At 62.7% G+C, this 20539-nt stretch carries 25 protein-coding genes and 1 tRNA gene; 11 read left to right on the forward strand and 15 right to left on the reverse strand.

What is annotated here, in order from left to right:
* Positions 1–16: 16 nt before the first annotated feature.
* From K3725_RS13435 to K3725_RS13445, 3 genes are read right to left on the reverse strand one after another with little or no spacing between them, the layout of a single operon-like run.
* On the reverse strand, positions 17–391 hold the full coding sequence (locus K3725_RS13435) for an RNA-binding S4 domain-containing protein (RefSeq protein ID WP_260015821.1): 375 nt from the start codon (positions 389–391) through the stop codon (positions 17–19).
* Between the two features lie 7 nt (positions 392–398).
* Positions 399–3356 (reverse strand): helicase-related protein, encoded by a 2958-nt coding sequence (locus K3725_RS13440; protein WP_260015822.1) that lies wholly within the window; start codon positions 3354–3356, stop codon positions 399–401.
* A gap of 28 nt (positions 3357–3384) precedes the next feature.
* Positions 3385–3951 (reverse strand): tetratricopeptide repeat protein, encoded by a 567-nt coding sequence (locus tag K3725_RS13445; RefSeq protein WP_260015823.1) that lies wholly within the window; start codon positions 3949–3951, stop codon positions 3385–3387.
* A 101-nt stretch (positions 3952–4052) separates the two neighbouring features.
* Between K3725_RS13445 and K3725_RS13450 the strand changes: the two genes are divergently transcribed.
* Together K3725_RS13450 and K3725_RS13455 are read left to right on the forward strand one after the other, a co-directional pair.
* A complete protein-coding gene (locus K3725_RS13450) occupies positions 4053–4343 on the forward strand; it encodes an SCP2 sterol-binding domain-containing protein (protein ID WP_260015824.1) in 291 nt (96 codons plus the stop codon).
* Positions 4343–5305 carry an alpha/beta fold hydrolase gene (locus tag K3725_RS13455; RefSeq protein ID WP_260015825.1) on the forward strand — a complete coding sequence of 321 codons (963 nt, stop codon included), beginning with the start codon at positions 4343–4345 and terminating at the stop codon, positions 5303–5305. The genes K3725_RS13450 and K3725_RS13455 overlap by 1 nt, the downstream gene beginning before the upstream one ends.
* 38 nt (positions 5306–5343) lie before the next feature.
* Here K3725_RS13455 and K3725_RS13460 read toward each other — a convergent pair whose 3' ends face one another.
* A complete protein-coding gene (locus K3725_RS13460) occupies positions 5344–5793 on the reverse strand; it encodes a GFA family protein (RefSeq protein ID WP_260015826.1) in 450 nt (149 codons plus the stop codon).
* Positions 5794–6016: 223 nt separating this feature from the next.
* Between K3725_RS13460 and K3725_RS13465 the strand changes: the two genes are divergently transcribed.
* The 3 genes from K3725_RS13465 (at position 6017) to K3725_RS13475 (ending at position 8911) form a co-directional block, all read left to right on the forward strand.
* Positions 6017–7837, forward strand: coding sequence for a M3 family oligoendopeptidase (locus K3725_RS13465; protein WP_260015827.1), 1821 nt, complete (start codon positions 6017–6019; stop codon positions 7835–7837).
* Positions 7837–8316, forward strand: a complete 480-nt coding sequence (locus tag K3725_RS13470; RefSeq protein ID WP_260015828.1) for a GNAT family N-acetyltransferase — start codon at positions 7837–7839, stop codon at positions 8314–8316. The genes K3725_RS13465 and K3725_RS13470 overlap by 1 nt, the downstream gene beginning before the upstream one ends.
* Positions 8317–8455: 139 nt before the next feature.
* Positions 8456–8911 (forward strand): DUF995 domain-containing protein, encoded by a 456-nt coding sequence (locus K3725_RS13475; RefSeq protein WP_260015829.1) that lies wholly within the window; start codon positions 8456–8458, stop codon positions 8909–8911.
* A 196-nt stretch (positions 8912–9107) separates the two neighbouring features.
* Here K3725_RS13475 and K3725_RS13480 read toward each other — a convergent pair whose 3' ends face one another.
* Positions 9108–10229, reverse strand: coding sequence for a serine/threonine protein kinase (locus K3725_RS13480; RefSeq protein ID WP_260015830.1), 1122 nt, complete (start codon positions 10227–10229; stop codon positions 9108–9110).
* Positions 10230–10625: 396 nt separating this feature from the next.
* On the opposite strand from K3725_RS13480, the gene K3725_RS13485 reads away from it, so the two are divergent.
* Complete coding sequence (locus K3725_RS13485; RefSeq protein WP_260015831.1) at positions 10626–10910, forward strand: GFA family protein; 285 nt, start codon at positions 10626–10628, stop codon at positions 10908–10910.
* Between the two features lie 9 nt (positions 10911–10919).
* On the opposite strand, the gene K3725_RS13490 is transcribed toward K3725_RS13485, so the two are convergent.
* The gene (locus K3725_RS13490; protein ID WP_260015832.1) at positions 10920–11189 is read right to left on the reverse strand and encodes a DksA/TraR family C4-type zinc finger protein; all 270 of its coding nucleotides are present in this window, start codon (positions 11187–11189) and stop codon (positions 10920–10922) included.
* A gap of 149 nt (positions 11190–11338) precedes the next feature.
* Between K3725_RS13490 and K3725_RS13495 the strand changes: the two genes are divergently transcribed.
* Positions 11339–11587: a hypothetical protein gene (locus K3725_RS13495; protein ID WP_260015833.1), complete on the forward strand. Its 249-nt coding sequence runs from the start codon at positions 11339–11341 to the stop codon at positions 11585–11587.
* A gap of 122 nt (positions 11588–11709) precedes the next feature.
* Here K3725_RS13495 and rpoH read toward each other — a convergent pair whose 3' ends face one another.
* Positions 11710–12606, reverse strand: coding sequence for an RNA polymerase sigma factor RpoH (gene rpoH / locus K3725_RS13500; RefSeq protein WP_260015834.1), 897 nt, complete (start codon positions 12604–12606; stop codon positions 11710–11712).
* A 161-nt stretch (positions 12607–12767) separates the two neighbouring features.
* On the reverse strand, positions 12768–13793 hold the full coding sequence (locus tag K3725_RS13505) for an RluA family pseudouridine synthase (RefSeq protein WP_260015835.1): 1026 nt from the start codon (positions 13791–13793) through the stop codon (positions 12768–12770).
* Between K3725_RS13505 and K3725_RS13510 the strand changes: the two genes are divergently transcribed.
* Entirely contained in the window at positions 13792–14097 is a 306-nt protein-coding gene (locus K3725_RS13510; RefSeq protein ID WP_260015836.1) for a DUF6476 family protein, read from the forward strand. The genes K3725_RS13505 and K3725_RS13510 overlap by 2 nt on opposite strands.
* Positions 14098–14106: 9 nt before the next feature.
* Here K3725_RS13510 and K3725_RS13515 read toward each other — a convergent pair whose 3' ends face one another.
* Positions 14107–14688 carry a hypothetical protein gene (locus K3725_RS13515; protein ID WP_260015837.1) on the reverse strand — a complete coding sequence of 194 codons (582 nt, stop codon included), beginning with the start codon at positions 14686–14688 and terminating at the stop codon, positions 14107–14109.
* A 152-nt stretch (positions 14689–14840) separates the two neighbouring features.
* On the opposite strand from K3725_RS13515, the gene K3725_RS13520 reads away from it, so the two are divergent.
* Positions 14841–15179 carry a hypothetical protein gene (locus K3725_RS13520; RefSeq protein ID WP_260015838.1) on the forward strand — a complete coding sequence of 113 codons (339 nt, stop codon included), beginning with the start codon at positions 14841–14843 and terminating at the stop codon, positions 15177–15179.
* A gap of 210 nt (positions 15180–15389) precedes the next feature.
* Here the strand turns inward: K3725_RS13520 and K3725_RS13525 are convergent.
* Both K3725_RS13525 and K3725_RS13530 read right to left on the reverse strand, forming a co-directional pair.
* Positions 15390–15466 (reverse strand) — tRNA-His (locus K3725_RS13525).
* A gap of 175 nt (positions 15467–15641) precedes the next feature.
* Positions 15642–16142 (reverse strand): GNAT family N-acetyltransferase, encoded by a 501-nt coding sequence (locus tag K3725_RS13530; RefSeq protein ID WP_260018611.1) that lies wholly within the window; start codon positions 16140–16142, stop codon positions 15642–15644.
* Positions 16143–16232: 90 nt separating this feature from the next.
* Between K3725_RS13530 and K3725_RS13535 the strand changes: the two genes are divergently transcribed.
* Together K3725_RS13535 and K3725_RS13540 are read left to right on the forward strand one after the other, a co-directional pair.
* Positions 16233–16418, forward strand: coding sequence for a DUF6324 family protein (locus tag K3725_RS13535; protein ID WP_260015839.1), 186 nt, complete (start codon positions 16233–16235; stop codon positions 16416–16418).
* Between the two features lie 125 nt (positions 16419–16543).
* The gene (locus tag K3725_RS13540; protein ID WP_260015840.1) at positions 16544–18073 is read left to right on the forward strand and encodes a hypothetical protein; all 1530 of its coding nucleotides are present in this window, start codon (positions 16544–16546) and stop codon (positions 18071–18073) included.
* 103 nt (positions 18074–18176) lie between these two features.
* Here the strand turns inward: K3725_RS13540 and K3725_RS13545 are convergent, their stop codons facing one another.
* From K3725_RS13545 to K3725_RS13560, 4 genes are all read right to left on the reverse strand, one after another.
* Complete coding sequence (locus tag K3725_RS13545) at positions 18177–18659, reverse strand: MmcB family DNA repair protein (RefSeq protein WP_260015841.1); 483 nt, start codon at positions 18657–18659, stop codon at positions 18177–18179.
* Between the two features lie 351 nt (positions 18660–19010).
* Positions 19011–19337: a hypothetical protein gene (locus tag K3725_RS13550; protein ID WP_260015842.1), complete on the reverse strand. Its 327-nt coding sequence runs from the start codon at positions 19335–19337 to the stop codon at positions 19011–19013.
* 170 nt (positions 19338–19507) lie between these two features.
* Positions 19508–19990 carry a transcription antitermination factor NusB gene (gene nusB / locus K3725_RS13555; protein ID WP_260015843.1) on the reverse strand — a complete coding sequence of 161 codons (483 nt, stop codon included), beginning with the start codon at positions 19988–19990 and terminating at the stop codon, positions 19508–19510.
* Positions 19987–20538: a 6,7-dimethyl-8-ribityllumazine synthase gene (locus tag K3725_RS13560; protein WP_260015844.1), complete on the reverse strand. Its 552-nt coding sequence runs from the start codon at positions 20536–20538 to the stop codon at positions 19987–19989. The genes nusB and K3725_RS13560 overlap by 4 nt, the downstream gene beginning before the upstream one ends.
* Between the last annotated feature and the right edge of the window lies 1 nt (position 20539).

The following is a 20539-nucleotide window of genomic DNA, read 5'->3' on the forward strand; positions in this document are numbered from 1 at the left end:
GCTGCACTTCAAGGCGTCAATAGCCCCCGGACTTGCGGGTAAGATCAAGCGCCCTGCGGGCTTTTTTGTCCGGGCGGCCTTTTCCCTCGAACTTTGGATTGGCCGGAACTTTTTCCTGCTTTTCCGTCATGTCGAAGTACAGCGCCTGCGCCTCGGGCGCCGGGCCGCGGCGTTCGCCGATGGCCTCAACCCGCACCACGCGGATCACTTTTGCCTGAGCGAAGGTCAGAACGTCACCCGGGGTGACGTTCTGAGCCGGTTTCAGTGCCTTGCTGCCGTTCAGGCGCACATGGCCCGCGCTGACCTGTTTCGCGGCCAGGCTGCGGGTTTTGAAAAACCGCGCGTGCCACAGCCACTTGTCGATGCGGATCTTGGGCGCCCCCTCAGTCATGGCCGGGTCAGTCGCCCTGCTTCAGCCCCATCAGCGCTGCGGCAAAGGGGTTGTCGGGGTCGATCTGTTTTTCCTTCTTGGCAGGACGCGAGGAATAGGTCTTGGCACCCTGATCCTGGCGCGGTCCGCCCTTACGTCCCGGCTTGCCCCGGCCGCCGTCACGGTCGCCGCCCTTGGCGCCGCGCGGCTTGCCCTTGCCGCCGGGCTTGCCGTCGCCCTGCGGGCGGCGGTTCTGCTGGCGCTGGCCGCCGCCTTGGCGTCCGCCGCGGTTACCGCCCCAGGTGAAGGTAAAGAAGACTTCCACCTCCGGCGCATCGACGGCCGCATCGGCCGCTTCGCCAACCGGGGTTTCATCCGCAGCTGTCTCCGCAACAGGCGCCTCGGGTGCCGGCTCGGCCGGTTCCTCGGCGATGGGGGCAACGCCCTCGTCTGCGATGGCTTCGGTGCCGGCTGGCACATCCGCCGGCGCGGGCTCACCCTCGGCGGCCGGCGCCGCGGCCGGGGTGTTCTCCGCCTCTGCGGCGGCATCCATCACCGGCTGCCCTTCGGCAGGCGTGCCGGTTTCGGCCACCACGGCATCGGCCGGCTTTACTTTCTCGCGCTCGCCCTTCTCTGCCTTGTAGCCCAGGCCCTGCATGAGATCGGCGAACTGCTCCAGCGTCATGCCGGTAATCGACAGCATGTCGGCCTTGGCTTCAAAGCCGCCGCGGCTGTCTTCGCTGCGCAGCATGTCGGCCAGACGCTCCAGCATGTCGATGCGGATCATCCGCTCGCCTGCCGCGCGATAGCCGGACATGGTGTCATAGCCTTCGGGCGCGTCCTTGATGGAGGGCACGGTAACCAGACCCGGCGGCGGTGCTTCGGGGAAATCCTGCAGGCCATTGACCAGCGACCACAGCACCAGGCGCAGACGGGTCGGCGCAGGCTTCAGCAGCAGAGGCATAAAAATGGTGAACTGGCCGAACCGGATGCCATGCTTGCGCAGCGCGCCGCGGGCGTCCTGATCCAGGTCCTTGACCTCCTGCGCCACGCCCGCACGGGGCAGCACGCCGAGATTTTCAACCATGCGGAAGGCAAAGCCGCGCGCCAGGCCGGTCAGTTCTTCATCCTTCTGCAGGTTCAGAAGCGGCTCAAACAGCGCGTTGATCTTGCGGGTAATGAAATGCAGCAGGCGGCGTTCGACCTTTTGGGCCACATCCGGCCCTGCGGCCTCATCCACGAAAACCTGGATCTGCGGGTTCAGCGCATCGGCGCCGGCAACCAGCTTGCCCACCGCATGCTCGCCCCACATCAGGCCGCCCTGCTCGGTAAAGTCGATTTCGGTGTCGGGCGCGTTATAGAACCGGTCTGCACGCAGATGGAATTGCGGCGCCAAAGCCTGCAGCGAAGCCGCCTTGAGGGCCTTTGCCTCAGTGCCTTGCGCAGCTTTGTCCGGGCTGAACCGGAACCCCTCCAGACGGCCGACGAATTCGCCTTCGACCGTCACTTCACCCTTGTCATTCACTTCGGCCAAAAGGGCCTCCTTCTGTTTGAGCCGGCGCAACAGAACAGACGTGCGCCGGTCCACAAATCGCTGAGTCAAACGCTCATGCAGAGCATCCGACAACCTGTCTTCTACAGCGCGCGTCTCCCCGCGCCAATGGCTTTCGTCACGCAGCCATCCGTTCCGCTGCGCGACATATGTCCACGTCCGGATAAATGCCAGACGCTTGGACAATGTGTCGATGTTTCCATCGGTGCGGTCAATCCGCTTTATCTGGCGAGCCATCCAGTCGTCCGGCACCACCCCGCCGCCGTGCAAATGTTCGAATATCACCCCCAGAAGCGAGGCATGCTCCGCGTGGGAAATGCCGCGAAAATCCGGGATCCGGCAGACGTCCCACAGCAGTTTGACCGATTGCGCATTTGTTGTGCGCGAGATGACGGCAGATTCCTGCGACAGCATCTTCAGCGCGCCCAGGTCATCGGCCTCGCGCGCCTTGATCAGGTTCTCGTTTGAGGGACTTGATTCGAGCGAGTTGATCAGCGCCTCGACCGTGCCGAACTGCAGATCGGCAGAGCGCCAGTTGAGCTTTTTCAGCGGTGTGAACTGGTGGTTCATGATCGCCGAGGCGGTGCCCTCATCCAGCGGCCTTGCATCGCCGGTGATGCCGAAGGTGCCGTGGCTCATCCCCCGGCCCGCGCGGCCTGCAATCTGCGCCAGTTCATTCGGGGCCAGCTCGCGCATCCGGCGGCCGTCGAACTTGGCTGTGGAGGAAAACGCCACATGGTCGATATCCAGGTTCAGCCCCATGCCGATGGCGTCGGTTGCCACAAGGTAGTCAACTTCGCCATTCTGATAGAGTGCGACCTGCGCGTTGCGTGTCCGGGGGCTGAGCGCCCCCATGACCACCGCGGCGCCGCCTTTCTGACGGCGGATCAGCTCGGCAATCGCATAGACATTATCAACCGAAAACCCAACGATTGCGGTTCTCGGCGGCATCCGGCTTATCTTTTTCGAACCCGCATAGACCAAATCGGACATACGCTCGCGCCGCACGAACTCGACGCCCTGCACCAGGGCAGAAATCGGCCCGCGCATGGTGTCAGCCCCCAAGAACAGCGTCTCATGGGTGCCGCGGGCGCGCAGCAGCCGGTCGGTGAACACATGGCCGCGCTCCGGATCGGCGCAGAGCTGGATCTCGTCGATCGCCAGGAAGTCACAACCCATGCCCTCGGGCATCGCCTCCACCGTGCAGATCCAGTACTGCGCCCGCGGCGGCACGATGCGCTCTTCGCCGGTGACCAGCGCCACCACCGAAGGCCCGCGTGCTGCCACGACCTTGTCATAGACTTCGCGCGCCAGCAGGCGCAGCGGAAAGCCCATCACCCCGGTGCGGTAGCCCAGCATCCGTTCGATGGCATAATGGGTCTTGCCGGTATTGGTCGGGCCCAGGACGGCCACGATCCGCGATGCGCTTGCCATATCTTCAGCCCCCGCGCCCCAGCGGGGCTTACAGTTCCCTGCCCTCGACCGTGGGCCGCAGACGTTCGAGGGCGCTGCTTACTTCCTCGTGGTGCGGATGTATAGCCTTGGCACGCTGGTAGGCTTCATAGGCGCGCTCCGGCTGGCGGAACTGCTCAAACACCACGCCCAGCGCATAGATCGCGTTGTAATCCTGCGGGTTCAGCGCCAGCGACCGTTCGAGATCCGCAATCGACGGCCCGTAGAGTCCGATCTCGAAATAAACCCGCGCGCGTTCATACCAGCCGCGGGCAAAGCCAGGCGCGTGATCGGTCAGCGCGGTCAGATGCTCCACCGCCTCCTGCAGGTCGCCCCGCTCCATCGCGTCGCGCCCGCGCCGCAGCAGCAGATCCATCGACGGCGAGCCGCTTCTGGCCCACAGCGCCTGCAGCTCGCGGTCAATCGCCGCGGCCTCCGATGCTTCGGACTTCGCCAGATCCTGCAGCAGCACGTCGGCGGACAGCGCCTGCGCGGCGCCACTGCAAGGCAGGGAAAGCGCGGCCATGGCCGCCGTTGCCGCCACGATAGCTTTGAGCTTTGGGAAATTTGCCACCATGATACCCCCAGTGTAATCCCGCGCGCTGCATTTACCAGTAATAGCTGCTATGGCTTCACAGGTTTGTGCTATAAGGCGCGCAAAACAGATTGAGGATCAAGATGAGCGTTACCCTTGAACAGGCAGCTGAGGCGCTGAACGGCAAACTGGACGCAGGCGAATTCACCGCCTCCGCCAAGTTCCAGATCGAAGGCCTGGGCGCCATCATGCTCGACAGCACTGGCGCCCGCGTCGCCGATGAAGAGGCGGATGTGACCATGTCCGCCGACGCAGACACCTTCCAGTCCATCCTGGAAGGCGACCTGAACCCGACTGCCGCCTTCATGTCCGGCAAGCTGACCATTGACGGCGACATGGGCACGGCGATGCAGCTCGCCTCGGCACTGGCCTGATGGACGGCGCCCCAGTGGACCTGCAGCCCGCCCCCCTGTTCGCGGAAATCGCGCAGGGACCGGCAGGCGGCGCAGCCCACTGGGTGCACACCTCAGATGGCCTGCGCATCCGTGCAGGCCACTGGCGCCCGGAGGGAGAGGCGAAGGGCACGGTCCTCCTGTTCCCCGGACGCACCGAATACGTCGAGAAATACGGCCCTGCAGCGGCCGAGTTTGCCACCCGGGGCTATGCCACCCTGACGGTTGACTGGCGCGGCCAGGGACTGTCCGGGCGGATGCTGGCGGAACGGCGGCTGGGCCACGTCGGGCATTTCACCGATTTCCAGAAAGATGTGCAGGCGCTGGCCGCGCTGGCCGCTCAGCTGGATCTGCCCCGGCCCTGGCACTTGGCTGGCCATTCCATGGGCGGCGCCATCGGCCTGCGCGCCCTGATCGAGGGGCTGGCGGTCAACTCCTGCTGTTTCACCGGCCCGATGTGGGGCATCCAGATCCCGCCGCTGCTGCGGCCGCTTGCCGGCCTCCTGGGCAGCATCGCGCCTTATCTGAGGCTGAACGAGCGGCTGCTGCCGACAACCGCGCTGGATCAGTATGTTCAGATCACCCCGTTTGAGGGCAACACGCTGACAACTGATCCGGACATGTACAAGCTGATGCATGCCCAGCTGGCAGCCCAGCCCGATCTGGTGCTTGGCGGCCCCACCATCCAATGGCTGCGGGTCAGCCTGCAGGAATGCGCCGAACTGGAGAAATTGCCCTCTCCCGCGCTGCCCTGCATCACCTTCCTCGGCACTGAGGAGCAGATCGTCAATCCAGAGGCGGTCCACGACCGCATGAACCGCTGGCCGGGAGGCGAGCTGGACCTGATCAAGGGCGCCCAGCACGAGGTGATGATGGAAACCCCGGAAATCCGTGCCCATGTATTTTCCAGCATGTGCCGCCTGTTTGACCAGTTCAGCCGCTGACCTCCAGGCCGGCCCGGCCAGCGGCGCAGCGGCTTTTGTCAGCTCCCGCGCTCCAAGGCGGCTGCCACAGCGGCGCCGAATTCTTCCGGGCTTGGCGATTTGTCAAAGACCGGAACCTCCTCGGGCAGCATCACCCACGGCTGTTTGCGGCTTGTCCAGATATGGGCCATGGGCACCAGTTTCTGACTGTGCTCCAGCGTGCCCGCCCGCAGGAATACTATTCCGGGCAGCAAGCTGTTCTTGTTGTAAATCCGCGTGTGGCACGCCCGGCAAAACACCTCGGTGAATTCCATGCCCTGAGCAGAGCGCCGGAACTCCTCTGTCTTCCCCTGGCACTCAAACGCGGCTTCAGGCACCATAGCATGCTCAGCAAACGCGCTGCCGCTGCGGGTCTGGCAATTCAGGCAGTGGCAGGCATAGACGTGAAGGGGGCCTTCCTTAACCGAGTAAGCCGCAGCCCCGCAGTCGCAAGCGCCAGATTGGTTCATGATGCACTCCATTAACAAGTTCAGTAAATGCGGCTATCACAAGCGGAGCCCGGTGAACAAGGCTCTGCGCTCTTCGCGTTGTGTTGCGCCGGCAGCGCACCCTGCCTTTACGGCCTCCTAACCGTGCTTTGCTATTCTGCTTCGCGGTCCGCACCTTCGCTTGTGATCCTGCAAGCCCGCCCTTAGATGTTGGGTCAAAGCATTTCTCATGACAGGAGCCCCCATGTTCCAGCTTCCCTTCCCCGTTCGCGACGCAAATGCCACTGCCGGTTCCGGCGGCCTCGGCGATCTGCCGGAATGGGACCTCAGCGATCTCTATGCGTCTGAGGACGCCCCCGAACTGGCCCGCGACCTGGACTGGCTGCAAGAGGAATGCGCCGCCTTTGCCGCCGACTATGAGGGCAAGCTGGCGGATCTGGATGCAGACGGGCTGCTGGAATGCGTGCGGCGCAATGAGAAGATCAACAACATCGCCGGCCGCATCATGTCCTTTGCCGGCCTGCGGTATTATCAGATGACCACCGACGCCGACCGCGCCGCCTTCCTGTCCGACTGCCAGGAGAAGGTGACCATTGCCACCACCCCGCTGGTGTTCTTCACGCTGGAGCTGAACCGGATCGAAGACAGCGTGATGGACGCGCATCTGGCCGCCAACGCAGAACTGGCGCGCTATGACAGCGTCTTCCGCCGCATCCGCGCGATGAAACCCTACCAGCTGTCGGACGAGCTGGAGAAGTTCATGCACGACCTCGGCATCGTCGGCGATGCCTGGGAGAAGCTGTTTGACGAGACCATCGCGGGCCTCACCTTCACCGTCGATGGTGAAGAGCTGAACATCGAAGGCACCCTGAACCTGCTGACCGAGCAGGACCGCAGCAAACGCGAGGCCGCCGCCCGCGAGCTGGCGCGTGTGTTCGGCGAGAACATCAAGACCTTTGCCCGCGTGCACAACACCCAGGCCAAGGAAAAGGAAATCATCGACCGCTGGCGCGGCATGCCCAGCCCGCAGACCGGCCGCCACCTGTCCAACGACGTGGAGCCGGAAGTGGTTGAGGCGCTGCGCGAGGCGGTGGTTGCCGCCTACCCCAAGCTCAGCCACCGCTATTACGAGCTGAAGCGCAAATGGCTGGGCCTGGATGTGATGCAGGTCTGGGACCGCAACGCGCCGCTGCCGCTGGAGGATACCCGCACGATTGGCTGGCATGAGGCCGAAAAGACCGTGATGGAGGCCTATGGCGCCTTTGACCCCCGCATGGGCGAAATCGCGGCGCCGTTCTTCTCTGACGGCTGGATCGACGCCGGCGTGAAGCCCGGCAAGGCGCCGGGCGCCTTTGCCCATCCCACCGTCACCAACGTGCACCCCTATGTGATGCTGAACTACCTGGGCAAGCCGCGCGACGTGATGACCCTGGCGCATGAACTGGGCCACGGCGTTCACCAGGTGCTGGCGGCGGAACAGGGGGAAATGCTCTCCTCCACCCCGCTGACTCTGGCGGAAACCGCGTCTGTCTTTGGCGAGATGCTCACCTTCCGCAAGATGCTCGACAAGGCCGAAACCAAGGAGCAGCGCAAGGTGCTTCTGGCGGGCAAGGTCGAGGACATGATCAACACGGTTGTGCGCCAGATCGCCTTCTATGACTTTGAATGCAAACTGCACGCTGCCCGCGCCGAGGGCGAGCTGACCCCGGATGACATCAACGCCATCTGGATGTCAGTGCAGGCAGAAAGCCTGGGCGAGGCCTTTGAATACATGGAAGGCTATGAGACCTTCTGGGCCTATATCCCCCACTTCGTGCATTCGCCCTTCTATGTCTACGCCTATGCTTTCGGCGACGGGCTGGTGAACGCGCTCTACTCGGTTTACGCGGAAGGCGGCGAGGGTTTCGAGGACAAGTATTTCGAGATGCTCAAGGCCGGCGGCTCCAAGCACCACAAGGAACTGCTGGCGCCCTTTGGCCTGGATGCATCAGACCCCAAGTTCTGGGACAAGGGTCTGTCGATGATTTCCGGCTTCATTGACGAACTGGAAGCGATGGAGGACTGATGCCTCTCTCTCTGCGCCCGGTTTGCCGCAGCGAATTTGATCTGGTCTCCCATATCCAAGTGGAACCGGACCAGGTCCGTTTTTCCGGCACCGTGGCTCAGGCCTTTGAAGAAGATGAGGACGGCGTGGATTTTCACGCCATCCTTGACGGCCCCCGCGCGGTGGGATTCTTCAAAATCGACCGGCTTTATCACGAGACCTATGATTTCGCAGAAGCAGATACTCTTGGCCTGCGCGGATTCATGATTGATCGCAGCGCGCAGGGTAAAGGCTATGCCACGGCCGCCGTCGCAGCCCTGAGAACCTACTTGCCCGCCCAGTACCCGGATCGCCGGGCCGTGGTGCTGACGGTCAACATGCAGAACCCCGCGGCTGTCCGCTGCTACCTGAAAGGCGGGTTTCAGGACACTGGCGGAATCTATCCCCATGGCTTGGCAGGCCCGCAGCACATCCTGCGGATGGCGCTGACAGAGGACTAAACCTGGACCCTGCACCGCCGCCAGCCCCTGCGTCGCTAAGCTGCAAAACCCAATACACTCAGAAATCACCCAGTCGGATTTTGGGACAATTTATGGTATAGTTTCGCCGTTCACCAGTTTGAGGGGATGAGTAATGTTTGTGTTTAGAAAGATCAGCGCAGTTGTTCTTGCGTCCGTAATTGCAGCGTCACCAGCGTCTGCAGCTGGCCCTGACAAGAAGAACAGGGTCGGCGGTGAAACGATTGCCAAACTTTACGCTGGGAAAACCTGGATCTGGAGCAAGGGCGGCACCTATTGGGCGCCGGACGGCAGCTTTCAAGCTGTCTGGGAAGACAGCGTCGGCTTGGGAAAATGGTATGCGACTTCTAAGGGCAGCCTCTGCTATGAGGCCCAGTGGTATCACAGCAAAGGCGAACCCGGCAAACAGCGCAAGGAATGCTACCGGCATATTGCCGACAGTCAGGGTCAGCTTTGGAAGTACAGCGAAAAAGACCAGTCCTGGTACAAGCCGACGAGAGAGTTCGCTGAACGCATCAAACCCGGCAACAAAATCGCATCTCGGGTCCGCAAGCTGAGAAAGCGCTACGGAGTTTGACTTTTTGCGGCGGATGGCTCTGCCGACCCCTTCGGCCTAGCAATATTTCCTAAGATGCAGCCTTCCTGGCCCGTTAACGCTTCAACCAGCCGGGCAAGGGCTCAGACGGAAACCGGCGGAAACTCCGGCCATGCAAACACATGCTTCCCCAGCCGTTCCCGCGCCAGGCAACGGCGCGGGATTCACTTGTGAACAGTTACTGCTTCGGGAAGTAATCCTCGCAGTCACCATCCCGGTAGACATCCGCTGTGCAGCAGTGCAGGCCGCCGCCAAAGGCATAGGCGTCGCGCAGCTCGACCTCGACCACTTCCATACCCAGCTTGTCCATCTGCTCTGCCTGATAGACCTCGGATTTCTCTACACAGACGGTCTTCGGGTCCAGCACCAGCACGTTCATCGAAAGCCAGGTGGAGGAGTAGCACAGCGGCGGCGGGGTGTTGTGGGCGGGCTGGGCCGCGTCAACGATTTCCCAGCCGTTCTTGTTGAACATATCGCGCTGCTCGTCCGGCAAGCGGCGCTGCGGGTTGTTCAGGATCAGCCCCGGGCGCAGCGGCGTGAAGGTTGCGTCGATGTGGATCGGATACGGGTCGCCCGGGAAGTTCACCGTATGCACCCGGTGATCCGGGAAGTGGCGGCGCAGCCATTCAATGCCCTTTAGGTTGGTGGTAAAGCCGTGCTGCACCACCAGATCCTTGCCGAAGCGCAGCACGTCGGCAGCGTCAAACAGCGGCTCTTCCTCGGTGGTGACAAAGAATTTCTCTGCCGCCCATTCCAGCCGCTTGGCGACGCCGATCTTGTCGCTGAGGTAATCCGGGTGATAATCCGCATCGGTCAGGCGCGGCTTCGGCGCCGCCTCGTGGCGGAAGTTCGGATCCTCCTCCCAGTACTGCTTCAAGAGCGGCCGGTAGTTCAGATACTCAAACCAGCGGCAGCGGTAGGACATGGTGGCTTCCAACATCTCATGGCCGACGGTCAGCAGCACATCGCGCGGCGGCATGCACCCGAACTGGCTGTCGGTGTGGAAGTCCGGCGTGGTCACCGGCTGGGAATGGTCGATGGAGACCGGACGGTCCACCCGGATATCCCGCTTGCGCAGCAGATCTGCAAAGTTGTCCAGCAGCTCATTCGCACGGTCGATGGATTCCTGCGGGCGGCGGCCCCACTGGCCGCGCATGTCGCTGTCTTCCGGCACTTTGGCATCCAGCGCGGGTTCTTCCGGCGGGATGTGGCAATCATCGGCACGGCCCACGATCACATGGCGCAGCGTGTCCCACTCATTCCAGCTTTTGACTTCGGTTTTCTCCGGCGACCAGGCCATGGATGCCTCCTTTGTATGGGAGGCAAAGGCGGGGCCTTCAATCTCCCGATTGAAAGTCCCGGCGTACAGGAGCGTGGATGAAGGGCGAGAGCTGACCGCTCTCCGGCGACGCCATCGCCTGTGAGCCCGGCACGGGATATAGCACTGGCCGGCGGAGGGAGGAAGAAGTTTTCACCGGTGGCAGGCGGCACAACAGCTTGCCGCAGGCAGGCGATTCCGCTTCGCAATCCGCTCAGACGCCAATGCGGCTTGAGCGGATCCTGATTGCACCAGCCTGAGGAGAAGACCATGCAAGGACGATGCCTGTGCGGATCCGTGACATTCGAAGTTGAGATGCCGGTCCTGTCCGTTGTGAATTGCCATTGCGAAAGCTGCCGGCGGCAATGTTCGGCACCGATGACCACCTATATAGGCGTGAAAGACGGCCAATGGCGCTGGACGGGAGCAGAACCGGGACTGTACCGCTCCTCTCCCAAAGTGGAGCGGACATTTTGCAGGACCTGCGGCTCGCCCGTATCGTTCCGTTCGCAAGCGATGTCAGGCACGATGCATTTCTACGCGGCGGCGATGGCGGACCCGGAGGTCTTTGCGCCCTCCGTGCATGTCGCGCATGAGGAAAAGCTGTGCTGGTTCAACAGTGATGACGGTCTGCCCAAGCGCAACGGCCCGGAATACCTGTAACAGCGCAGCCTATTTGAGCTGGCTGTCCTTGGAGCCGCGCCGGTTGATACCGCCGCGCGCCTGGTTGACGCCGTCACGCTCCTGCTGGCAGTCAATGCACAGCTTGACGCCGGGGATGGCAATGCGGCGCTTCTCCGGGATCGGCTCTTCGCATTCGGCGCAATGGGTCAGGCTTTCGCCGAGCGGGCGCTTTTGCGCCTTCAGCCGCGCCAGCTCATCATTGATCGAGGCCTCGATCTGTTCGTTCACCGCGCCGTCCTGCGCCCAGCCGCCTGCCATGGTCCTTCCTCCTGTGCCAGAGGCGTAAATTTAGGAGCGCCAGAGCCGTCTGACCAGTGGCCGTCGCCCGCAATTTCCGAGTAAATCTATCAACTATTTGATTTTATTGCATTTTCCATTGACCGCCTCGCCCCCTGCAGCTAAACAGAATGCAGAAATTGCAAGCAAGCCAGAATCACCAGGCCGCAAGCAGCCAGCGCTCCAGCACCCGTCAGGGCAGCCAGACAGCAAGCATCGCCAGCAACCAGCGTGATTTCAGCCAGCCGCGCCTAAAAGATACCAAGCCAGCAATTTTGCCAGCCCCCGCCCATTCAGCCGCGCACCCAGCAGTTTGCCAGGCCCGTGCCAGACAGGTTTCGCCGCCAGCCTTTGCCAGCCGAGAAGGTCAGAGCTTCTGACCAAATGTTTCGCGCGCGAAACATTGCGGCAGAACCACTGCCGTAAAGCCAGCATCATTGTCAGCAGACAAAAAAAGGCGGTGCATTGCACCGCCTTTCCGCTTTACTGCCAGAGCCGGGGATCAGGCACTGTTCAGCATCCCCTTTTCCATCGCCAGGTCGCGCATCTTCTTCTGCAGCTTTTCAAACGCCCGCACCTCGATCTGGCGGATCCGCTCGCGGCTGACATTGTACTGGGTGCTCAGGTCCTCCAGCGTAACCGCCTGGTCCATCAGCCGGCGCTGGGTCAGGATGTCTTTCTCGCGGTCGTTCAGCACGTCAAGCGCTTCTGCCAGCAGCTCGCGGCGGGCTTCCAGCTCATCGCGGGCTTCATAATCGCCGGCCTGGTCGGCGTCCTCATCCTCCAGCCAATCCTGCCACTGCATGGTGCCTTCGCCCTCGGAGCCGACGGTGGCATTCAGGGACGCATCGCCGCCGGACATCCGGCGGTTCATCGAGATCACCTCATCCTCGGTTACACCAAGGTCATGGGCGATCTGTGCGACATTTTCGGGGCGCAGGTCGCCCTCCTCCAGCGCGCCGATGCGGGCCTTGGCCTTGCGCAGATTGAAGAACAGCTTCTTCTGCGCTGAGGTGGTGCCAAGCTTTACCAAAGACCAAGAGCGCAAAATGTATTCCTGGATCGAGGCACGGATCCACCACATGGCGTAAGTTGCCAGGCGGAAGCCTTTTTCCGGATCAAAGCGTTTCACCGCCTGCATCAGGCCGACGTTGGCCTCAGAGATCACTTCGGCTTGCGGCAGGCCATAACCGCGGTAACCCATGGCGATCTTGGCCGCGAGCCGCAGATGGGACGTTACCATTTTATGGGCGGACTTTGCGTCCTGCTCCTCAACCCAGCGCTTGGCCAGCATGTATTCCTCTTCCGGCTCCAGCAGCGGAAACTTGCGGATTTCCTGAAGATACCGGTTCAGGCCGCCTTCGGGCGTCGGGGCAGGCAGGTTTGCATAATTCGCCATATAGAGTGTCCCTCCCAAAATGTATAAGGACTTAACATTAGCGCATATGTGTTAGCGCCAAGCCCTTTTCAAGGACCGCTTAAGGAATTCTTCTATGGTAGCCCGAGTCTTTTCGTCTGTGAATTGCGTCACAGGAGAGAACACGCTTATTTGCAGGGAATTTACTGGTGTAAAGCGTCCAGCAGCGCGGCCATATCGGCGGGCAGCGGGGCTTCGAACCTGAGCGCCTCGCCGGTTACCGGGTGATCGAATCCCAGCACCGCCGCGTGCAGTGCCTGGCGAGGGAAGGCCTGTACCGCCGCCTGCCCGGCCTCGCTGAGGGCCTTGGCGGCCAATTTGCGGCGGCCGCCATAGGTGGGGTCGCCAATCAGCCCGTGGCCGGCATGGGCCATGTGCACCCGGATCTGGTGGGTGCGGCCGGTTTCCAGCCAGCATTCGATCAGCGCAAGGCTGGGCGGTGTGCCGAAACTTTCAACGATACGGGCGCGGGTCACGGCGTGGCGTCCGCCCTGAAACAGCACCGCCTGGCGCTGGCGGTCGGTCTTGTGGCGGGCCAGCTGGGTGGTGAGTTTGAGGATATTGCCCGGCTCAAAGCTGGCACCCTTGACGCCGCGCAGGCGCGGGTCGTTGCCGTCCGGCACGCCATAGCAGATGGCCTGATAATAGCGCTCTACCGTGTGTTTTTCGAACTGCGCCGCCAGTCCCTGGTGGGCTGCGTCGGACTTGGCCACCACCAGAAGGCCGCTGGTTTCCTTGTCGATCCGGTGCACGATGCCGGGGCGTTTGACACCGCCGACGCCGGAAAGGTTGCCGCCGAAGTGGTGCAGCAAAGCGTTGACCAGCGTGCCGGAAGGCGATCCCGGCGCCGGGTGCACCACCATGCCTGCAGGCTTGTTGATGACAATCAGGTCTTCGTCCTCATGGACGATCTCCAGCGGGATGTCCTCGGGGCCGATGTGGCTGTCCTCGGCCTCCTCCACTTGAATGGCGATCTGCGCGCCCTCGGCTATCCTGGCTTTGGGATCCTGCACAACTGCGCCGTCGACGGTCAGCGCCCCCTCCTCGATCAGCCGGGCCAGCCGGGTGCGCGACAGCGAGGCCGCCTCTGGCACATCGCGCGAAACCGCTTTATCAAGCCGCTTAGGCGGGTTTTCCGCGATGACAAACTCAATCCGGCGGCTGCCCATGACTGATCCTTCCGAGACCGAAATCCAAACGGAGCCACCGCAGATCCGGTTCCTGCGGCGGCTGGTGACCACCCTGACGGTGGTGATGATTGGCGGGCTTGTAGTGATAATCTCTCTGCTTGTCATCCGCCTGCAGGCAAGCGATGCGCCGCTGCCTGCAGAAATCGCCCTGCCTGATGGCGTTGAGGCCGAAGCGGTGACCCTGGGACGCGATTGGATTGCCATCGTCAGTCAGGACAACCGCATCCTGATTTTTGACCGCGAGACCGGCGATCTGCGCCAGGAAGTTGAAATTACGAATTGATCCGGCCGGTCAGGACCGCAGCAGCACCTTGTTGGAATCGATTGCCGCAGCGATTTGAGCATATTGGGTCTGCCGCTCCTGCGCCGCCTCGGCACTGCGCAGCAGGACAGTGGCCGCATCATCGAGGATCCGTGCCGCTTCCTGATTGACCGCAGCCAGCGCTGCGTCACTGACCGGTGTCAGCGGCCGGTTCGTTGTTTGCGCCGGGTCCGTTGAACTGGTGACCGTCACCCGCCCCCGGTTTGGATCCCTGTTTTGGCGGGCCAGCCGCTTCAGCTGCTGAGACGTGTCCTGCAGGACCTCCCGCACCTCTTCATAGTCGCTACCTTTGGGAATGCCGCCGACCGCGGCCTCCAACCGTTCGGACAAGCAGTCAACCTGCAGAGACGAATCGCCGGTGGACCCGCAAAAGGCCCTGGCAGCCGTCAATCCGCCGAGAAGCTCTGTCAAAAAGGCTGCCGATCCGAATTCACCTGCGGGCACCACCACCGTGTAAACAAGCCCGCCCGGGGTCTGCGCCATGACGGGCGCAGCGCCGAATGTTAGGCCCGCAGCGCCTGCGGTCAAGATTCTGGTGGCTGTCTGGAACATATCATTACCCTCATTACAGTCTGAAACCGCTCATTGCGCGGCTCTTCTGGGCAGCATCCTGCCGGAGCATGCCCACTGCCATTGCGCCGTATTGCCCGATTCCCGGCTGCCCGTTAACCTTAACCCACCTCAAAGCATAAGGTTGTTTTATCATGTATACCAGTATCTTGCGCGCAGCTTCATTGCTGGTTCCTCTGACCCTCGCAGGCCAAGCAGCCCTGGCACAGGCAAATCCGGCGCTGGACGAAGCCAAACGGCGGCTGGCGTGCGGTGCCGGGGTGCCGGTATCTGCCAGCTATCTTCCCAATGGCTCTCTCCAGGTGACCTGCCGTGCACCTGGCGCCGAAACCGTAGCGCAAGCCACTGCGGGCGGCGTGCCGGAAACCGGCCTGTCTGCCGGCGCCACGGCAGCCGTTGTCGGAGGTGCCTTGCTCGTGATCGTGGTGTCTGATGACGACGGCTCCACCACGACAACAACCACGACCGACTGATACCGCCGTACCGTCAGCAGGGCGTAAAAAATCTTCGGCAAAACCGGAACGGGCCGCCGCAATGCCATGCGGCGGCCCGTTCTGCACTTGGGCAAGCCGCGCTGGCCGACGGTCTCCTCGAGGCCGCTGCCCCCTACCGCAAACAATTGCAGAGGAAGCTGCCGCACTTCACCGCGCGGAGCAAAAACCATGAGATAGTGAAGTGGAGTATGGTACCGCCTCCCCGGCTTGAACGGGGGACCTCTGGATCCACAATCCAGCGCTCTAACCAACTGAGCTAAGGCGGCACTGAGGGGGCATTTATAGCACGCTCCGGAGGCGTGCAAGAGGTTTTTGAACATTCCGTTTCAGAAATCCGCCTCTCAGAGAGACAGGCTGCCTGACTGCCCGCAACACATGCGGACCGGAGCGGCTTCCAACTCGCAACCAGTTGCACTTAAACCAGATTTCCGCCGCCGGCCCCTATGAGACCGTAGCTTCCTGAAACGATAGATGCCAGGTCTGCTCCACCAGATCCTGGCCGTAATTGCGCACCGGGCGGCTGTCCTGCAACTGCCACCCGAAAGCGCGGTAAAGGGCGCAGGCGGTGCGGTGGCTTTCGTGGGTCTTCAGCATCATGCCGCTGTAGCCCGCAGCCCGGGCAAAGGCCATGCACTCACGCAACAACCGCTTGCCCAGCCCTTTGCCGCGCGCCTTTGGCGTCAGGAGAAACAGGCGCAATTGGGCTGTCCTTGCGTCCATTTTCATGCAGAAAACCGTGCCCAGACGTTCCTTGCCGCTGACCGCCATCCAGCCGCGCTCACACGCGGGATCATGAGCTGCGCAGAAACCGTGGAGAATATCCGCGACCTGCACCCCGAAACTGCCGTCGAACCCGGCTTCGCGGGAATAGAGATCCTGGTGGCGTGCCACCAGCCATTGCATGTCGGTCGGGGCGAATCGGCGCAGCGTTACATCCATCATACAGGCAGTGTAGCGCAAACCCGGCTTGCGTTTCAGCCGGCGGCGGGCTAGCACCGGCATTCAAGCGGCTGACTGCCAGTGGAGTGCAAGATGGGCATCAATACCGAACGCGACGTCGAAGCTAACATGCAGATCGGCCCGACCGATCAGGGCATGGTGCGGATCTTCATCGAGGCGGATGGTGTCGAGATCCCGATGGACTTTGAACCGGAGGAAGCAGAAGAGATTGCTGACGAACTGCGGGCAGCAGCGCAGGCCGCACGTACTGTCAAGTAAGATCAGCTTTCGGAAAATCCGCCTCTGTTTTCAGACGAATTTTCGAAACTGCATTTTTAGCTATTATATCTATCTAAAGCCCCAGGGCTCACCTTTGTGCTCAGCCAGTTATCGGAGTGAGTAAGATGGTGAACCTGACGAGCAGCACAGCCAACCCCTTTTTCTATTCGGCGCAATTGACCGCTGTGACCAGCGGTGCGCGCGCGTCTCTGGGCGGGATTAATCCGGCCCTCGGTCTGAGCGCCGATGAATTGCAGCAGGAAGCCAACGCCCTGTTCGGCGGCCAGGGCCGCCGCGGAGCGGAAGGCCTGCCGCCTGCCGCCCACGGGTGGGAGAAGCCGCAGGTGCAGACTGCAGTCGTCAAGCTGGGCGGCGCCCCTGCTGCGCCTGACGCCGCGCCCCAATCCGGCATCCCGGCGGAGCAATCGGCCCCGGACGCATCGGTTGCACTGCAGACTGCCCCTGCCCCGGCGGAAAGCCCAGCCGCAGAGGTCCTGCCGCCGCTTGAGGTGACCCAGGCCAGCGCCGCCAGTCCGGAAGCCACCTATTATGAGAAGCGCATCTTCGAAATGGCCAAGGCGCTGCACACCCTTGCATCCCAGCCCTGGCCGGAAAACTCGGTGGCCCTCATCCTGCTGACCGGCCTGCCGGAAGAACAGTCAGACGCCCCTGCGCAGCCCGCAGCAGAGCAACCGCAAACCCCGTCCCAGGACATCCCAGCCATTGTGACAGACACGACGGGCACCGAAGGCGACGACACGGTTGAACTGCGTGCCGATGTGATCCGCCGCGTCGCCACCGGTGACGGAGCTGATGCAGTGGCGCTGGAGGGACGCATCGTGCAGGGCGTTCACACCGACCGCACCTCCGCCCGCCCCTTTGAAGGCCCCGGGTTCGGCTACGGCCGCCGGTTCAACCGCATGCAAGGCCTGGCGCTCGGGCATCGGCACGCGCCTGGCCAGGCGCGCAGGCAAGAACAGTTTTCCAATGCGGACTCGGTCTCGATCCGCGCCCGCCATGCCCGTAACATCAGTACCGGCGGCGGCGATGACGCGATTGCGATCCAGGCGGGCACGCTGCGCGGTGTCCGTGCCGGGGCAGGCGATGACAGTATCGCGGTTGCCGCCACTCTGGTGTCGCGGATCCGCGGAGGTGCCGGCAACGACGTGATCTCGGTCGCGGCTCAGCGTGCCTTGCGCGGCCCGAACGAAGGCCCTGCGCCTGTTTACAATGCCGGCGCCCCGGCAGCGGAGAAGATGCGCCAGGCGCTCAGCAGCTACGCCCAGGTCAGCGGCGGCAGCGGAGATGACCAGATCACCCTGCAGGTGGGCGAGACGCTGGCCGCACGGGGTGGCAGCGGCGATGACCGCTTCTCCTTGCAGGGCGGCACCGTGGCGCTGCAGTACAGCCTCGGCGACGGCCATGACACAGTTGAACTGAAAGAAGGTGCAAACGCCGTTGTGCAGCTGCGCGAAATGGGCGCCTCCGCCTACAGCTCCACGCGCGACGGTGACACGCTGACTCTGACCTTCGACACCGGCGGAAGCATCACCTTCACCAACGTGTCCCAAGGCGGCGCCATCGGTGTTGCGACCGGCCAGAACGCCCCCATCGCACTGCTGCACCAGCCCGCGGCAGTGAACACAACGGCCTGAGCCTGAAGCTGCCAGCAGCGCACCGCAGGTGCGCTGCCCGGCCCAAGGCTGCAAAGAGGCCCTGGCGCAGCCGGGGCCTCTGCAGGCGCGGGAGCCTCCCCGATCACCAGTCCGGCTGCTCCTCGGCAGCTCCCCCAAAAAGCTGCCCGTCCTTGCCCGGGCGCGGGTCGCGCAGGCGTTGCAGCCTGCGGGCCGCATCCATGGCGAACTTCTGCACCAGCTTCTTGCGCCGGGCTGGCGCCAGCTTGTCCTCCGGTGCCATGCGGATGATTTCCGCATCATAGGCATCAGCTATGATCAGACCGGTGCCGTCCGGCAGAAGTTCGGTGGGGAACTCCATGTCTACCGCCCAGAAGTAGCGGTCGCACCATTCCAGGTAGCCCACCCACTTGCTGTCGGACTGAAAGTCGGCGCGGCTGGATTTGCACTCGATCACCCACAGCTCCCCCTTGGGTCCCAGCGCCATCACGTCCACCCGCAACCCGCGCGCCGGAACGAATTCCTCAAGCGGCGCAAAGCCCAGCGAGCGCAGGTAACGCGACACCCCTCGGGCAAGTTTCTGGCCAGGCTGCAAATCTTCCATCATGGCGGCAAATGTGAACAATTAGAGAACAAATTGCAATGGCGCGCTTTTTCGGCGAAAGGCACATGCAAGGCCACCGCCCTCTTGTAACGGCGCCTCCGGCAGCTTACTTACGGGCTTGGCGGGTTCTGCCCTTCTCGTGACAGGCAGCATTCCGGTGGCCTTAAGCAATTCCGAGGGAGCTGGCTCTGTCCGGATCCTGGTCCGTTTACCTGGCGCCCACCTGTATATACAGGTCCTCGGGAATCAAAGCCGCACGGTTGACTGGTGGTCCCGCCGCTTTTCCTCCCCCCAGCACAAACGAAAACCGCGCCTTCCGGGGAAAGCGCGGCGGACATTCAGGTGTTTCGCAGTTCAGCGGCGGCGCAATTGGCGCTGCTGCGGATGGGTTTCCTCTGCCGGGACACGCACCACCTGGAATTCATGCGCGGCGGGAGTGCCGCCGCGGGGGCCATCATCTTTCTCTGCCATGGCCATCACCGCCCAGGCGAATTGCACGCCGGCAAACACGATGCCGTTCATGAACCACAACAGGAACACCGCCAGTAAACCGACGTCGGAACCGGAGACCAGTGCCCAAAGGTTCATCACGTTGAACCACAGCAGCATTGCCACAAAGGCCGCCGCGATCCCAAAGCCGATCACCACGTTGCGGATGTACATTTTCACCAGTTCAGGCATCTGAGTCCTCCGGATAAGCTACATGAGGTTAGCAGCCTTTGCGGCGGCGTCCAGCACTTCCGGCGGTGATGAGCGGAATTTGCCGCACCCTTTGCCCGCGTTGGCAGCGGCACGAAAAAGCGCGCCCGGAGGCGCGCCATTTTCATCTCAAATCAGCGGCAAATGGCGGCTCAGAATGCTTCCGGCCGGGCCTCGCGCGCCATGTGGTCGAGCACGGCGTTGACGAACTTCGCCTCCTTGCCCTCGGGGAAGAAGGCGCGGGCGATGTCGACAAACTCGTTGATCACCACCTTGGGCGGTGTGTCGGACTGGACCAATTCCGCACCCGCGGCGCGGAACAGCGCCCGCAGGGTCGGGTCGATACGGGCGATCGGCCATTTTGCCACCAGGGCGCGGTCGGTCATCTGATCGATCCGCGCCTGATGGTTCACCGCTTCGCGCACCAGCTTGCGGAAAACGGCAGTGTCGCCTTCCGCCATCTCGTCACCCTCATAGACAGCACCAAAACGGTGGTCCTCAAATTCGACGATCACCTTGTCGAAGGTGAGGCCGCTGTGTTCCATCTGGAACAGCGCCTGCACGGCATAAAGCCGCGCTGCCGATCTCATCTGATTCTTGCCGTTGCCCTTGGGGCGGCTGTCCTGGGTGCTCATGCGCTGGTGGATCCGTTGTCTGTACCGGCAACCTGATACGCCCCTGCGGGCGCCTTGAAGCCGATGCCTTTGGTCTGGGCGCCCCACTTACGCGTGAGTGCGATCAGATGCAAGGCCGCAGCTGCCGCGCCGCCGCCTTTGTTCTGATCGGCGGTATCGGCGCGCACCTCGGCCTGCTTGCGGTTTTCCACGGTCAGGATGCCGTTGCCGATGCACAGGCCCTGCAGCCCCATCAGCTGGATCGCGCGGGAGCTGTCATTGCAGACGGTGTCATAATGGGTGGTCTCGCCGCGGATCACGCAGCCCAACGCCACGTAGCCGTCGAAGTTGGAGGTGCGGTCGGCAATGGCAATTGCGGTCGGCACTTCGAGCGCGCCAGGCACTTCCACGATTTCAAACGTGCCGCCTGCGGCTTCGATCTCCCCTGCGGCGCCCGCCACCAGATTGTCGGCGATATCCTTGTAGTACGGCGCGACAACAATCAGCAGCTTCACCGGCTTGTCGAACTCAGCGCGCGGCAGGGTGTAGTGGGTTTCATGTCCAGCCATA

It is taken from the genome of Leisingera sp. S132, assembly GCF_025144465.1.
GTDB lineage: Bacteria > Pseudomonadota > Alphaproteobacteria > Rhodobacterales > Rhodobacteraceae > Leisingera.

Coding starts and splice junctions, on each gene's coding strand:
- K3725_RS13435 (WP_260015821.1), bottom strand. CDS start 391: ATGACTGAGGGGGCGCCCAAGATCCGCATCGACAAGTGGCTGTGGCAC.
- K3725_RS13440 (WP_260015822.1), bottom strand. CDS start 3,356: ATGGCAAGCGCATCGCGGATCGTGGCCGTCCTGGGCCCGACCAATACC.
- K3725_RS13445 (WP_260015823.1), bottom strand. CDS start 3,951: ATGGTGGCAAATTTCCCAAAGCTCAAAGCTATCGTGGCGGCAACGGCG.
- K3725_RS13450 (WP_260015824.1), top strand. CDS start 4,053: ATGAGCGTTACCCTTGAACAGGCAGCTGAGGCGCTGAACGGCAAACTG.
- K3725_RS13455 (WP_260015825.1), top strand. CDS start 4,343: ATGGACGGCGCCCCAGTGGACCTGCAGCCCGCCCCCCTGTTCGCGGAA.
- K3725_RS13460 (WP_260015826.1), bottom strand. CDS start 5,793: ATGAACCAATCTGGCGCTTGCGACTGCGGGGCTGCGGCTTACTCGGTT.
- K3725_RS13465 (WP_260015827.1), top strand. CDS start 6,017: ATGTTCCAGCTTCCCTTCCCCGTTCGCGACGCAAATGCCACTGCCGGT.
- K3725_RS13470 (WP_260015828.1), top strand. CDS start 7,837: ATGCCTCTCTCTCTGCGCCCGGTTTGCCGCAGCGAATTTGATCTGGTC.
- K3725_RS13480 (WP_260015830.1), bottom strand. CDS start 10,229: ATGGCCTGGTCGCCGGAGAAAACCGAAGTCAAAAGCTGGAATGAGTGG.
- K3725_RS13485 (WP_260015831.1), top strand. CDS start 10,626: ATGACCACCTATATAGGCGTGAAAGACGGCCAATGGCGCTGGACGGGA.
- K3725_RS13490 (WP_260015832.1), bottom strand. CDS start 11,189: ATGGCAGGCGGCTGGGCGCAGGACGGCGCGGTGAACGAACAGATCGAG.
- K3725_RS13495 (WP_260015833.1), top strand. CDS start 11,339: ATGCAGAAATTGCAAGCAAGCCAGAATCACCAGGCCGCAAGCAGCCAG.
- rpoH (WP_260015834.1), bottom strand. CDS start 12,606: ATGGCGAATTATGCAAACCTGCCTGCCCCGACGCCCGAAGGCGGCCTG.
- K3725_RS13510 (WP_260015836.1), top strand. CDS start 13,792: ATGACTGATCCTTCCGAGACCGAAATCCAAACGGAGCCACCGCAGATC.
- K3725_RS13505 (WP_260015835.1), bottom strand. CDS start 13,793: ATGGGCAGCCGCCGGATTGAGTTTGTCATCGCGGAAAACCCGCCTAAG.
- K3725_RS13515 (WP_260015837.1), bottom strand. CDS start 14,688: ATGTTCCAGACAGCCACCAGAATCTTGACCGCAGGCGCTGCGGGCCTA.
- K3725_RS13520 (WP_260015838.1), top strand. CDS start 14,841: ATGTATACCAGTATCTTGCGCGCAGCTTCATTGCTGGTTCCTCTGACC.
- K3725_RS13530 (WP_260018611.1), bottom strand. CDS start 16,142: ATGATGGATGTAACGCTGCGCCGATTCGCCCCGACCGACATGCAATGG.
- K3725_RS13535 (WP_260015839.1), top strand. CDS start 16,233: ATGGGCATCAATACCGAACGCGACGTCGAAGCTAACATGCAGATCGGC.
- K3725_RS13540 (WP_260015840.1), top strand. CDS start 16,544: ATGGTGAACCTGACGAGCAGCACAGCCAACCCCTTTTTCTATTCGGCG.
- K3725_RS13545 (WP_260015841.1), bottom strand. CDS start 18,659: ATGATGGAAGATTTGCAGCCTGGCCAGAAACTTGCCCGAGGGGTGTCG.
- K3725_RS13550 (WP_260015842.1), bottom strand. CDS start 19,337: ATGCCTGAACTGGTGAAAATGTACATCCGCAACGTGGTGATCGGCTTT.
- nusB (WP_260015843.1), bottom strand. CDS start 19,990: ATGAGCACCCAGGACAGCCGCCCCAAGGGCAACGGCAAGAATCAGATG.
- K3725_RS13560 (WP_260015844.1), bottom strand. CDS start 20,538: ATGGCTGGACATGAAACCCACTACACCCTGCCGCGCGCTGAGTTCGAC.